Here is a 12725-nt window from a genome sequence, read left to right on the forward strand (position 1 = left end):
CGCGGCCACGGTCAGGCCGACGGCGGCCAGCGCCTGGAATCCGGAATGGGTATACCAGTGCAGAACCCACGGGCGTTCTTGGGGGGGACAGGAGGCGGCGGCCAGCGGTGATCTCCGGCCCTGCCCCGGCGCCAACGAGGGGCAGGCCTCAGGGCTCGCGGATGGGAGCCACGCCGATCCAGCGGTGATAGGCGTCGATGTCGACGTTGCCGCCGCACACGATGGTGGCCACGTGCCGGCCGGCGAAGCGGTCACGGTCCTCCAGGATCGCCGCGACGCCGAGCGCGGCCGACGGCTCGACGACGAGGCCCGCGCGGTCGAGGAGCATCCGCATACCGGCGATGATCGACGCCTCCTGGACCAGAACGGCGTCGTCGGCGACCAGCAGCAGGTCGTCCAGGACGGCCGGGATGGGACGCCGGCCGGCGACACCGTCGGCGATGGTGTCGGTCGAGTCGGTGGTGACGACGCGCCGTTGACGCCACGAGCGCGTCATCGCCGGTGCGCCCAGCGGCTGGACGCAGATCACCTCGACCCTGGGGGCCAGGGCCTTCACCACATGCCCCACGCCGGTGGCCAGCGCCCCGCCGCCAAGAGCGATCAGGACGGCGTCGAACGAGGGCGCGGCGTCCACCAGTTCCAGGCCGATGGTCGCCGCGCCCTCGCAGGTCTCGATGTCCAGGCTGTCCTCGACCAGCCGGACGCCCTCGTGCCGCGCGATTTCCGCCGCCCGCTCGCGGGCCATGTCGAAGTCGCCGTCCACCAGCTCCAACCCGGCGTCCAACGCGCGGATGCGCTCGAGCTTGGCCGTCGGCGCGGAGCGGGACGCAACGACGGTGATGTCGAGACCCCGGCGGCGGCCGGACCAGGCGAGGGCCTGGCCGAGGTTGCCCGCGCTGGCGCACACCGCGGCCCGCGAGCCGCTGCCGGCGAGCAGGCTCGTGACCACCTCGGTGCCGCGGGCCTTGAAACTGCGGACCGGGTTCGCCGTCTCCAGCTTGATGCTCACCGCGCACCCGAGGTCGGGCTCCAGCGCCTCGCAGCGGTACAGCGGGGTGTCGAGGAAAAGCGGATCGATCATCTGGCGGGCCGCCCGGATCCGGGCGGTGTCGAGGCGCGTCTCCACGACACGGCAGCGTAGTGCCCCCGGCGGCCACCGCCCGGAAACACATCAAACTATTTTGAATCAAATTGGCTTGATGTAATGTGGTGGAGGTGAGGACGCCCGACCGAGTGCCGATCCCGCTGCTGATGCGCATGGCGGCGCACCCGCTGCGCTGGGCCCTGATGACCGAGCTGGCGTCCAGCGACCGGCGGGTACGGGAGCTGGTCGCCGCCGTCGGCGAACCACAGAACCTGGTCTCCTACCACCTGCGGCTGCTGCGCAAGGCCGGGCTGGTCACCGCGCGCCGCAGCAACTTCGACGGCCGCGACACCTACTACCACCTCGACCTGGCCCGCTGCGCGAGCGCGTTCGGCGACGCGGCCACCGCCCTGCACCCGGCGCTGGCGCCCGCGAACCGCGCGGTGGCGAAGAAGGGCTCGGTGCTGTTCCTGTGCACCGGCAACAGCGCGCGTTCCCCGATGGCCGAGGCGCTGCTGCGGCACCGCGTCGAGGGCGTCCGGGTCACCAGCGCGGGCAGCCACCCCGCGCCGCGGCTGCACCCGAACGCGGTGCGGGTCCTGCGCGAGGACTACGGCATCGACCTCCAGCCCCGGCGGCCGCGGTCACTGGACGCGCTCGCCGGACGGCGCTTCGACCACGTGATCACCTTGTGCGACAGGATCCGCGAGATCCCTCGTGACCACGGACCGGCCGCCACGGCGCACTGGAGCCTGCCCGACCCGTCCGCCGCCGGGGACACCGACCGCGCGACCTACCCCGAGTTCCAGCGTGTCGCCAAGGAACTCGACACCCGTATCGCATTCCTGCCCCTGTGACCGCGACAAGGAGGGCTGACCATGACGACCCCGACGCGCGAACCGGCCAGCGTCCGCTACCTCACCGAGGACGTGCGGGCGGCCGTCGACTTCTACACCACCCACCTCGGCTTCACCCTCGCCTTCGACGCCACGCCCGCCTTCGCCGACGTCAGGCGCGGCGCGCTGCGGCTGCTGCTGTCCGGGCCGGCCTCCTCCGGCGCCCGCGCCACGCCCGGCGACGCCGCCACCGCCGGCCGCAACCGCATCCACCTCGTCGTCGACGACCTCGACGCCGAGATCGACCGCCTCCGCGGCGCCGGGCTGACCTTCCGAAGCGAGCCGGTGTCCGGCCCCGGCGGACGCCAGATCCTGCTCGCCGACCCCGCCGGCAACCTCATCGAGCTGTTCCAGCCCGCGCCCCGCTGACAACCCCATGCCGCCAAGCCGCCCGAAGGACGACCGCCGCCCCGGTGGCCATGCTCCCGCTCGCTGCCCGGCGCTCGTCTCGGCGTCGAAGAATCCAGCGCCGAAGGTCCCGTCAGGTCAAGCATCCGAGCCCGACCTGCAACCGCAGATGGCACGACACCAGGTCCCGCGGTTCGCCGACAGCGTCCGACGCCGCCGGGAAACACCGCGAGGGCGCGCCCGTCCTCCCCGAGAACGCAGGCTGTGAGGAGTCCCCTTTGACCAAGAACGTCTCGGCCGGACCGAACGGGGCGGCGAGCGCTCCGCCCGCACTGGGCCGGCGGCTCGGCCTCGCCGACGCCGTCGTCATCGGGCTGGGCTCGATGATCGGCGCGGGGGTCTTCGCCGCGTTCGCGCCCGCCGCACGCGCGGCCGGGTCGGGACTGCTGCTCGGGCTGGCGATCGCGGCGGTGGTCGCCTACTGCAACGCGACCTCCTCGGCGCGGCTGGCGGCCCGCTACCCCGCCTCGGGGGGAACCTACGTCTACGGCCGCGAACGCCTGGGCCCGTTCTGGGGTTATCTGGCGGGCTGGAGCTTCGTGGTCGGCAAGACCGCCTCCTGCGCCGCGATGGCGCTGACCGTCGGCACCTACCTCTGGCCCGAGCACGCGCACGCCGTCGCGGTGGGAGCGGTGGCGCTGCTGACCGCGGTGAACTACAGCGGCGTGCAGAAGTCGGCCCGGCTGACCCAGGCCATCGTCGCCGTGGTCCTCGCGGTCCTCGCCGCCGTCGCCGTCGCGTCGTTCACCACCGGCGGGGCCGACTGGACCCGCCTGGAGGTCGGCGCCGGCACCACCGCCACCGGCGTCCTGCAGGCCGCCGGGCTGCTGTTCTTCGCCTTCGCCGGATACGCGCGCATCGCCACCCTGGGCGAGGAGGTCCGCGACCCGGCACGCACCCTTCCCCGGGCGATCCCGCTCGCACTGGGGATCACCCTCGTGGTGTACGCCGCGGTCGCGGTGGCCGCGCTGAGCGTGCTGGGCCCGCAACGGCTGGCCGCGGCGACGGCGCCGCTGTCGGACCTGGCGCACGCCACCGGCCTCGGCCCCCTCGAACCGGCCGTCCGCGTCGCGGCGGCGGTCGCCGCGCTGGGGTCGCTGCTCGCGCTGATCCTCGGGGTGTCCCGCATGACCCTGGCCATGGCCCGCGACCGGCACCTGCCGCACGCGCTGGCCGCGGTGCACCCCCGTTTCCAGGTTCCCCACCGCGCCGAACTGGCCGTCGGCGCGGTCGTCGCCGTCGCCGCCGCGACCGCCGACCTGCGTTCGGCGATCGGGTTCTCCTCCTTCGGCGTCCTGCTCTACTACGCCATCGCCAACGCCTCGGCCTGGACCCTGACCCCCGCCGAGAACCGGCCGCCGCGAGCGATCCCCGCCATCGGCCTCCTCGGCTGCCTGCTGCTGGCCCTCACCCTGCCCTGGCCGTCGATCCTCACCGGCGCCGCGGTCATCGCCCTCGGTGCCGCCCTCTACGCCATCCGAAACCGCCTCACCCGCCGGTGAAACCGGTGGCGGGCGGGCGGCGCGCGTCACCGCCGGACGGGGACCGAGAAGACCCCCGCGGACCGGTCACCGCTCGGGGTCGGGGATGGCGACGGCGTTGTACCACGTGCGCTGGGGGTCCGGCGCGTCGAAACGGGCGTTGGGGAGGTACAGCCGGGAGCCGAACGCGGCCACGGTCGCCGGCACGTCGAACCGGTCATCGCCCACCCGCCGGACGACGCGTCCCTCGGTCCCCGCCGCGTTCAGCCGCAGGACGGCCACGACGTTGCGCCGGTTCTGCACCGCGAACAGCGTCCGGCCGCGCAGCAACAGGCCGTCGCCCTCCGGCAGCGACTCGCCGCGCAGGTCCACCCGGCGGGTCGCGCCGGTCGCCGGGTCGACGCGAAACAGCCCGCCGGTGTTGGACTGCACGACGAGCAGGCCCCGGCCGTCCGGGGTCGGCGTGATGCCGTTGGCATTGAAGCCGGGCCCGTACACCAGGTCGCCGGTCAGCGGGATCCGCACCGCGGCGGCGGGCAGCCGCCCCCCGCGCAGCGGCAGCTTGTAGAGCACCGGGTTGGTGGAGTCGGTGATCCACACCGCGCCCCGGGCGATGATGACGTCGTTGACGAACGCCGGGCCGCTGGCCAGCCGGTAGGAGGCCAGCACCCGGCCGGTGCGGACGTCGACGACCCGCGCGTCACCGCCCGTGCCGCCCGCCACGAACAGCCGCCCGCGCCCGTCGGTCTTCATCCCGAGGGACGGTGTGCCGGGCCCGCGACTGAAGATCGCGCCGCGTCCGGTGCGCAGGTCGGCGCGGTAGAGGGAGCCGTCGGCCATGGAGCCGAAGTAGGCCACCGGGCCGGGCCCGATCGCGATGCCCTCGGGACGGAACCCGTTCGGAAGCCGGATCGTGGTCGGCGCGACCGCCGGGCCGGGGCGCGGGCCGGGGGTGTGCCGGTCGGGGGCGGGGCGGTCGGCGTCCGCCCGCGCCGGTGCGCTCATCGTGGCGACCAGCCCGAGCACCAGCACGGCCGTCGTCTTGTGGCGTCGCATGATGCGTTCTCCTCTGCTCCGCGAGGTCGTAGGGGGTTAGGAGGGGGGTTAGCAGGGGGTCAGTAGGCGACCGTGAAACGGGTCCGGTGGTGCCGGGGCCGCTCGGCCTCGTCCAGCAGGGCGACCGCGAAGTCCTCGATGGAGATCCGGGACTCGCCCCGGGCGTCGACGAGCAGCTCGTCGGCTCCCAGCCGGTACGCGCCGGTGCGCTCGCCGGGTTCCAGCAGCGCCGGGGGGCTCAGGTACGCCCAGTCCACCTCGGTCTCGGCGCGGCAGACCGCGTGCTGGTCGGCGCACGCGAGCGCGATGTCGCGGATCTCGGCCGGGAGCGCCGGGTCCTCGACCACCGTCATGCCGCCCCTGCCGGGGACGGTCAGGGTCGCGGCGCCGCCGACGACGAGCAGCCGCACGCCGGTCCCGGCCAGCCCGGCCAGCAGCGCCTTGGTGGCCATGGCCAGCTCGGGCTCCCGGCCCGGCACCGGCCGGGTCGCGGTGACCACCACGTCCTGGCCGGCGGCGAGGGCGGCCACCTGCTCGGGGTCGCGTGCGTCTCCGGTGCGGTGGAGGGCCGCGGCGGGCAGTTCCCGGAACCGGGCCGGGTCCCGTACGACGGCGGTGACCTGGTGGCCGCGCGACAGCGCCTCGGCCACCACCCGGGCGCCGACGCCGCCGGCCGCTCCGAACACGGTGATACGCATGATCATGAACTCCTCGATGTCGTGACGAGAGCGTCCGCGGTGGTCGGGGTCCCCGGGCCCGGCGGCCGGGGGCGCGGCCGGGCCGGGCGCTGGCCGGCCAGGGTGCCGCCGAGGGCGAGGGCCATGCCGAGCAGCTGCAGCGGGGTCAGGGCCTGGCCGAGCGCGGCCCAGCCGATGACGGCCGCGGACAGCGGGCTGAGCAGCAGCAGGAAGGCCACCGAGGTGGCGGGCAGGCGGGAGATGCCCCGGAACCACAGCCAGTACGCGGCGGCCGTGCCGATCGCTCCGAGGTACAGGTAGCCGCCGGCGGCGCGTCCGTCCAGGGCGGGGGGCGCGCCCTCGGCGAGCAGCGCGACCGGGACGAGCAGCAGCCCACCGACGGTCAACTGCCAGGCGGTGAAGGCCAGCGGGCCCACCCCCTCGGGACGGCCCCAGCGCTTGGTGAGCACGGTGCCCGCCGACAGCAGCGCGGCCCCGGCCAGCCCGGCCAGCACGCCGACGGTGTCGAGCCGCGCGTCGGCGCGCAGGACCACGAGCGCCACCCCGGCCAGCCCCGTGAGACCGGCCAGCAGCCCGCGCGGGGTCGGCCGTTCGGCGAGCAGCAGGGCCGCGAACGCCAGCGCGAACAGCGGACCGACCGCGGCGAGCACCGCCGCGACCCCGCCGGGCAGCCGGTAGGCGGCCAGGAACAGCAGCGGGGTGAACGCCCCGATGTTCAGCGCGCCGAGCACCGCCGAGCGCCACAGCCACGCGCCGCGCGGGAGGACCCGCGTGACGGCGAACAGCGCCAGACCGGCCGGCAGCACCCGCATCACCGCGGTGAACAGCGGACGCCCCGGCGGCAGGAACTCGGTGGTGACGGCGTAGGTCGAACCCCACGTGAGCGGGGCCAGCGCGGTGAGGGCCAGGTCACGGACGTTCGGCGGGGAACCGCCGCGCCGGGCCTTGAAGACGTCCAACAGATCACTCCTCATTAAGAATCTCAACATTGAGATAACAGCATGGGAGTATGCTCATCGTCAAGTTGGTCAACGTTGAGATTGTTTACGCTGAGAGAGGCCGCCGATGAGCGACGCGGTGGACCAGATCCTCGCCCAGTGGCAGAAGGAACGCCCCGGCATCGACGTCTGGCCCATGGGCGTCGTCGGGCGGATCACCCGGCTGGCCCGGCTGCTGGACCGGGAGCTGAAGGACTTCTTCGCCGGGTACGGCCTGGAACGCTGGGAGTTCGACGTTCTGGCCACCCTCCGCCGGTCCGGGCCGCCCTACGAGCTGACGGCGGGCGCGCTCAACCGGGCCGCCATGGTGACCTCCGGCGCCATCACCAACCGGATCGACCGGCTGGCGGCCCGGGGACTCGTCGAACGCGTGCCCGACGAGGAGGACCGGCGTTCCGTGCGCGTCCGCCTGACCGACGAGGGCCGCGCGATGGTCGACGAGATCCTGGAGCCGCACGTGGCGAACGAGAAGCGCCTGCTCGCCACGCTGGCCCCACGGGAACGGGACCTGCTGACCGGCCTGCTGCGCGGTCTCCTGGAGTCACTGGACGACACCGCGATCAGCTAGGACACCCTCGCGAAGGCGCGGGCCGCCGCAGAGGACCGGCCGCAGGCCGGAGCCGCGGCCATCGTGGCGCACCGGATCCGAACCCGCGGGGGAGGGGCGGCGGGGCGCTGGGCGGTGACGGTGCGGCTCAGGTCGGTCGTCCGGCCGGTCTCGTGGGGCATCGCGTCGCTGTCGTGGTGCCGGTCAGCGGCTTCCCGGGGTAGGCGCGGAGCACGAGCGACGTGGTGACCGGACCGTAACGGGCCAGCGCGTCGACGACCTCCTCAAGCCGTCCCGCCTGCGGGCAGTGGACCTCGAAGATGAGGCAGTCCTCCCCGGTGACACGCAGGACGGAGGCGACCTCGGGGGTCCGGGAAGCGAAGTCCAGGGCGCGGGCGAGCTGGGCGTGCGTGGTGCGCAGCCGGACGACCGCGTGAATGTTCAGACCGAGCGCCACCGGATCGACGACGGCCCTGTAGCCGGTGATGACGCCGCTCTTCTCCAGCCGTTGGATGCGCGCGCTGGCCGCGGGCTGCGAGAGCCCGACACGGCGGCCCACCTCGGCACCGGTCAACCGTCCCTCGGCCTGGAGCAGGGCGAGGATGTCCCGGTCGATCCGGTCGAGTGATTCCATCGTTGTGCCCGCCGTCTTCTTTGAGATCACTTGCGCCGCTGTCACCGTTCCGCCGCTTCCCGCACAATCTGCTCCAGGCGTCCCCGGAACCGCAGGGGGCGGCGAATGAAACGGTGGCAGTCCATGGTCGCGTACGTCATCATCCCCGGCATCGACGGCTCCGGCGAACAGCACTGGCAGACCCTGTGGGAGCGGCGGTGGGGTGCCGCGGCGGTCAGGATCGCTCCCGCCTCGTGGTCCGCCCCCGATCTGGACGACTGGGTCGGCGCCGTCCAGAGGGCCTACGACGATGCCTCCCGGCGGGACGGCCAGGTCGTGCTGGTGGCCCACAGCCTGGGCTGCTGGGCGGCGTCCACCTGGTTGAACGCCAACCCGTCGAGCCCGGCGGGCGCGTTCCTGGTCGCGCCGCCCGATCCGCGAGGACCGGCGTTCCCGCGCGAGGCGGCCGCGACGTTCGCCGAGGTGTCGGCACGACCGTTGCCGTGCCCGGCCCTGGTGGTGGGCAGCGCCGACGATCCGTACTGCACACCCGAGACGGCCCGCGACCTCGCGGCCCGGTGGACGGCGCGATGGCACCTGGCCGGCGCGTGCGGGCACCTCAACTCCGCCAGCGGCCTGGGCGCATGGCCGCACGGCCGGGAGCTCCTGGACTCGCTGACCCGGCAGTGATCGGCCACCGCGCGGAACGCGCCGTCGCCCCGACCCATCGCACGCTCAATCGCAGGCTCAGCAGGACGGCCTGGGGGGACGGTGAGGACCGCGACCCCACTCAGGCCCTCGCGCGGGTCCCCGGGTTTCGCCGCCGAGCACGGTGACGTCGGCCCACCGCGGGCCGGTGAACCCGGCCTCAAGATCCGGGAAGCCCCGCGACATGGCGGTGACCGCATGCTGTCCGCCGCGGTGCCGGACCGGGTCCGGGGTCCGCGCCAGAGGCGGAACCCGTCCCGAAAGGGCCTGGTCGTGAGGTTGCCGCGGGGGCGCGAACGGCTCACCGGACGACAACACGCCGTCGGCACGGAGAGTGATCAACCGATCGCGCATGATCATCTATGGTGGCGGCACGAACGTCGATCACCGGAGGTACCCATGAGTGTGATCAAACCGGCCTTGACGGGCCAGGTCGCCAGGACAGCAGGAATCACGGTGGCCGCGACGGCCATGGCGCTCGGCGCGCTGAGCGCGCCGGCGGCCGCCGATTCCGTCGACCCATCCACCTCGCTGGAGCTCTGTTCCGCGTTCCCCGAGGACCTCCACCGGACGATGAAGGTGGACCTGCCCGCCGTCGACGAGAACCAGGTGAAGTGCATGTCCACCCTGGTGGAGGGGGTGCACAGGCCCCTGCACCAGACCCTGGACGGGATCAACCGCGGCCTGGGCGGCCCCGACCGCGGCCTGGACACGCCCCACCACGACCTGAGCAAGGCCTCCCACGGCCCGGACGAGACCGGCCACAAACCGGACGACACCACTCGCGACCAGGCCAGCGACGCCGAACTGGGCGACGAGGAGGACACCGACGAGGAGGACGAGGACATCCTCCGCCTGGTCGAGCGTGCCCTCGATCTGTTCCTCTGAGCCACTGCCTTCGGAAACCTCACCGGCGGGACTCCACCGCTCAGCGGCTCCGGCCGTCCGGGAGCCCCGCGTGCGGGGAGCGCTCGTCTTCACGGCGAAGGAACGAAGGACCTCGGGGTCATCTCCACGCGGGTAGGAAGCTCTCTCGCTGACCTGCGGCCTTACAAGGGGCCGACGGCGGCGCGAGCCCGACGCGCGTCCCTCACGCGGCGCCGGGGACCGCGGAGCTTTCGGAAGCCGCCCTCATCCGCGCGGGACCATGACATCCCGAGACGCCGAACGCGACGGCCGGAACCAGGCTGAAGAACCCGCCGCCCGGCCGCCGCGTCCGGCGTCCTCGTCGCCACCCGCGCGCTGACGGGCGGCGCGCACGTCGGGAAGCGCCCTACGCTCTCGCCGCCCGGGGAAATGGGGTGGGTGCGGCGCGAGCAGACTCCTGCTCCGTCGGCTCCGGCCGCACCGCCTCAGATCTTCGCGCTACCCGTCGGCTGGACCGGGCGCGCCGGTGGCGGCGTTGGCGGCGTTGGCGTAGCGGCGGGCCAGGGACGCGAAGGCGTCCTTGAGCTCGGCCGGGCCCACGACCTCGATGTCGGCGTCGAACCTTCCGATGGCGGCGGCCAGACCGGTCCACGACCACGAGCCCAGGACGAGCCGGCAGCGGTCCGGCCCCAGTTCCTCGACGACTCCGTCGCGGATGTGAGGGGACACGACGGCGGCGGGGAGTCCGAGGACGACCTCGCCGCGGCAGGGCCAGTCGCCGGAGCCGTCGGAGCCCCGGAACCTGCCGGTCACGAAGGCCGCCACCTCGCCTCCGGGCAACGCGCGCGGGGCGAAGCGGGGGCCCGTGGGGGAGCGCGGGATGATCCGATCGGCTCGGAAGGTGCGCCAGTCCTCGCGGTCGAGGTCCCAGGCGACGAGATACCAGCGTCCGCCCCAGGTGACGAGGTGGTGCGGCTGCACCCGGCGCGGCGGGACCGGCACGTCACCGTCGTCCGCCCCGGGTGGGGATGCGCGGTAATCGAACCGCAGCACTTCACGGGCGTGAACGGCGGCACCGAGCGCCACGAGCACGCGTCTGTCGACGTGTGGGCCCGGCCGGGGCGCGGGCCGCTCGATGGCGGTGACCCGGAGCGCGTCGATACGACGGCGCAGGCGTGCGGGCATGACCTGCCGGACGGTGTTCAGCGCCCGCGCCGCGCCCTCCTCGACGCCGGCACCAGAGGTGGCGGCGATCTGGAGCGCCACGGCCAGGGCGACGGCCTGCTCGTCGTCGAACAGCAACGGGGGCAGTTCCGCGCCGGCGTCGAGCCGATACCCGCCGTCAGGTCCCTTGAAGGCCACGACGGGATAGCCGAGCTCGCGCAGGCGGTCCACATCGCGGCGCACGGTGCGCGGGCTGACGTCCAGCCGTTCGGCCAGCAGAGCCCCCGGCCAGTCCCGGCGCGCCTGAAGCAGCGACAACAACAGCAGCAACCGCGCGGAAGTCTTCGGCATGACCGCCATATTGCCCCGAGAAGCGGCCACGACCTGGCCGCTTCCCCTGCGACTGTGATCACCAAGCAGGGCCGGGCGAGCCGATCGCCATCGGCCCCGCGGCCGGAACGCCTCGTGCGAGGACCGCGCGGGCGAGAGGAACCGCAAGAGAAGGAGCGCTCATGTCCGTCAACGCCGTGACCCACCTGAACTTCCGAGGCGACGCCCGCGAAGCGCTCACGTTCTACCAGTCCGTGTTCGGCGGGGACCTGGTCACGGTCACGTACAAGGAAGCCGGAAACGTCGAGGACCCCTCCGAAGCGGACCAGGTGATGTGGGGCCAGGTGGCCGCCGGAAACGGTTTTCGCGTGATGGCCTACGACGTGCCCTCGCACACGCCGTGGAACCAGGGCGAGAACGCGTTCTTCCTCTCGCTCCGCGGCGAAACGGCCGAGGAGATCACCGAGTACTGGCACAAGCTCTCCGAGGACGCGACCGTTCTGCAACCGCTGGCGCCCGCGCGGTGGGCGCCCCTCTACGGGATGCTGAAGGACCGGTTCGGCATCACCTGGGTCGTGGACGTCGCCGGCGAGTACAACGCGTCCTGAAGCGCCTGCGGCCTCGACCGGTGAGCCGAGCGGTGTCGTGAGCCGTCGTCAGTGCCGGCCGAGACGTTGGAGACGAACGCCTCGGCGGGCACGAGACCGACGCCATGCTGCATCCGCCCCTTCCGGAAGATCGTTAGAGCGGTGGAAGCGCCGGTAGGATGATCTGTTGTGGACGCGGGGGCAGGAGGCGGAATGGTCGCCGTTCCGCCGGGACGAGTGACCCTCTCGGACCGGCGGACGCAGACCAGCTGGTCGGTGGAGGTCGCGCCGTTCCAGATGTCGGCGTTCCCGGTCACGCAGTCATGGTACGCGCAGGTGACCGGTCAGCGGCCGAGCAGCGCCCAGGGCGACCGGCTGCCCGTTGAGGGCGTCTCATGGTGGGACGCGGTCCAGTTCTGCAACGCGCTGTCCCGGCGCGAGGGAGTGACGCCCGCATACCGCCTTCACGCTGACGCCCAGATACCCGAATGGGACACCTCCGCAGACGGATACCGGCTGCCGACCGAGGCCGAATGGGAGCATGCCTGTCGTGCGGGCACCACCGGCCCGCGATACGGCCAGCTCGATGAGATCGCCTGGTACCAGGGCAACTCGGGTGGACGGATTCACCCTGTCGGCGGCAAGCGACCCAACGCCTGGGGCCTGTACGACATGCTGGGCAACACGTGGGACTGGTGCTGGGACGTCTACGACGCCGAGGTGTACGGCACCTACCGGGTGCTGCGCGGTGGTGGATGGGCCGACGAGCACTGGAGCTGCAGGGCATCGGTGCGGCGACGCAGTCATCCGACCTTCCGGATCGACGACGTGGGATTCCGTATCGCACGCTCCACACCGCCACCTCGGCCCTGACCGCCTCATTCCCCTTCGACAGCTCACCGGGCGGCCTCCGAGCCGCACTCCGGCGTGCCCACGCCGGAGTGCTCTGGCTGGATGAACTCGCTCTCCGGGATGGGTGCGCTCCCCGCCGAGCAGAGGTTCAGGTCTTCCTTCACGTGACTTTTGTGGGTGCGGCTTGACGATTTACATGTGGGCATGCGATCCTGACTACGGGATCGAGGTTGACAATCAATATAGGTGTGGACATTTGTCTGCACATTGCTTTATGCTGCCCTTTCGCGCTTGCCCTCGACATCCCTCCTTCACATCGGCTGCGATGTCGTCCGGCGTGCGTGCCGTCAGTCCGCCGCGAGCCCTCGGAAGGACATCTGTTGGCAGCCTCGCGCAACCCCTCCGCCGTACCCTCTGGTCCCCGTCGCGTTTCTTT

General features: G+C 72.9%; 14 protein-coding genes. 8 read left to right on the forward strand and 6 right to left on the reverse strand.

The genetic code is table 11. The features are described 5' to 3' along the window. Positions 1–148 precede the first annotated feature (148 nt). Positions 149–1126, reverse strand: coding sequence for a threonine ammonia-lyase (locus AKI01S_RS06990; RefSeq protein ID WP_218009582.1), 978 nt, complete (start codon positions 1124–1126; stop codon positions 149–151). Between the two features lie 89 nt (positions 1127–1215). On the opposite strand from AKI01S_RS06990, the gene AKI01S_RS06995 reads away from it, so the two are divergent. The 3 genes from AKI01S_RS06995 (at position 1216) to AKI01S_RS07005 (ending at position 3890) form a co-directional block, all read left to right on the forward strand. Continuing rightward, complete coding sequence (locus AKI01S_RS06995) at positions 1216–1941, forward strand: arsenate reductase/protein-tyrosine-phosphatase family protein (RefSeq protein WP_245681507.1); 726 nt, start codon at positions 1216–1218, stop codon at positions 1939–1941. Between the two features lie 21 nt (positions 1942–1962). Then, positions 1963–2349, forward strand: a complete 387-nt coding sequence (locus AKI01S_RS07000; protein ID WP_067813032.1) for a VOC family protein — start codon at positions 1963–1965, stop codon at positions 2347–2349. Between the two features lie 257 nt (positions 2350–2606). After that, entirely contained in the window at positions 2607–3890 is a 1284-nt protein-coding gene (locus AKI01S_RS07005; RefSeq protein WP_067813034.1) for an APC family permease, read from the forward strand. Positions 3891–3956: 66 nt separating this feature from the next. On the opposite strand, the gene AKI01S_RS07010 is transcribed toward AKI01S_RS07005, so the two are convergent. From AKI01S_RS07010 to AKI01S_RS07020, 3 genes are read right to left on the reverse strand one after another with little or no spacing between them, the layout of a single operon-like run. Next, positions 3957–4925, reverse strand: a complete 969-nt coding sequence (locus AKI01S_RS07010; protein ID WP_067813041.1) for an NHL repeat-containing protein — start codon at positions 4923–4925, stop codon at positions 3957–3959. A 59-nt stretch (positions 4926–4984) separates the two neighbouring features. Next, a complete protein-coding gene (locus tag AKI01S_RS07015) occupies positions 4985–5623 on the reverse strand; it encodes an NAD(P)-dependent oxidoreductase (protein WP_067813076.1) in 639 nt (212 codons plus the stop codon). Positions 5624–5625: 2 nt separating this feature from the next. Next, a complete protein-coding gene (locus AKI01S_RS07020; protein WP_245681508.1) occupies positions 5626–6582 on the reverse strand; it encodes an EamA family transporter in 957 nt (318 codons plus the stop codon). Between the two features lie 106 nt (positions 6583–6688). Here AKI01S_RS07020 and AKI01S_RS07025 point away from each other — a divergent pair, with 106 nt between their 5' ends. Further along, positions 6689–7189 carry a MarR family winged helix-turn-helix transcriptional regulator gene (locus tag AKI01S_RS07025; RefSeq protein ID WP_067813044.1) on the forward strand — a complete coding sequence of 167 codons (501 nt, stop codon included), beginning with the start codon at positions 6689–6691 and terminating at the stop codon, positions 7187–7189. 127 nt (positions 7190–7316) lie between these two features. Here the strand turns inward: AKI01S_RS07025 and AKI01S_RS07030 are convergent, their stop codons facing one another. After that, complete coding sequence (locus AKI01S_RS07030; RefSeq protein WP_067813047.1) at positions 7317–7802, reverse strand: Lrp/AsnC family transcriptional regulator; 486 nt, start codon at positions 7800–7802, stop codon at positions 7317–7319. 123 nt (positions 7803–7925) lie between these two features. On the opposite strand from AKI01S_RS07030, the gene AKI01S_RS07035 reads away from it, so the two are divergent. Beyond that, complete coding sequence (locus AKI01S_RS07035) at positions 7926–8471, forward strand: RBBP9/YdeN family alpha/beta hydrolase (RefSeq protein WP_067813050.1); 546 nt, start codon at positions 7926–7928, stop codon at positions 8469–8471. Positions 8472–8945: 474 nt separating this feature from the next. Continuing rightward, positions 8946–9377 carry a hypothetical protein gene (locus AKI01S_RS07040; RefSeq protein WP_067813051.1) on the forward strand — a complete coding sequence of 144 codons (432 nt, stop codon included), beginning with the start codon at positions 8946–8948 and terminating at the stop codon, positions 9375–9377. A 477-nt stretch (positions 9378–9854) separates the two neighbouring features. Here AKI01S_RS07040 and AKI01S_RS07045 read toward each other — a convergent pair whose 3' ends face one another. Beyond that, the gene (locus tag AKI01S_RS07045) at positions 9855–10871 is read right to left on the reverse strand and encodes a helix-turn-helix transcriptional regulator (protein WP_067813078.1); all 1017 of its coding nucleotides are present in this window, start codon (positions 10869–10871) and stop codon (positions 9855–9857) included. 176 nt (positions 10872–11047) lie between these two features. Between AKI01S_RS07045 and AKI01S_RS07050 the strand changes: the two genes are divergently transcribed. Continuing rightward, positions 11048–11458, forward strand: a complete 411-nt coding sequence (locus tag AKI01S_RS07050) for a VOC family protein (RefSeq protein WP_439951659.1) — start codon at positions 11048–11050, stop codon at positions 11456–11458. A 192-nt stretch (positions 11459–11650) separates the two neighbouring features. Next, positions 11651–12310, forward strand: coding sequence for a formylglycine-generating enzyme family protein (locus tag AKI01S_RS07055; RefSeq protein WP_067813058.1), 660 nt, complete (start codon positions 11651–11653; stop codon positions 12308–12310). Positions 12311–12725 lie beyond the last annotated feature (415 nt).

It is taken from the genome of Actinomadura kijaniata NBRC 14229 (genome assembly GCF_001552175.1).
GTDB lineage: Bacteria > Actinomycetota > Actinomycetes > Streptosporangiales > Streptosporangiaceae > Spirillospora > Spirillospora kijaniata.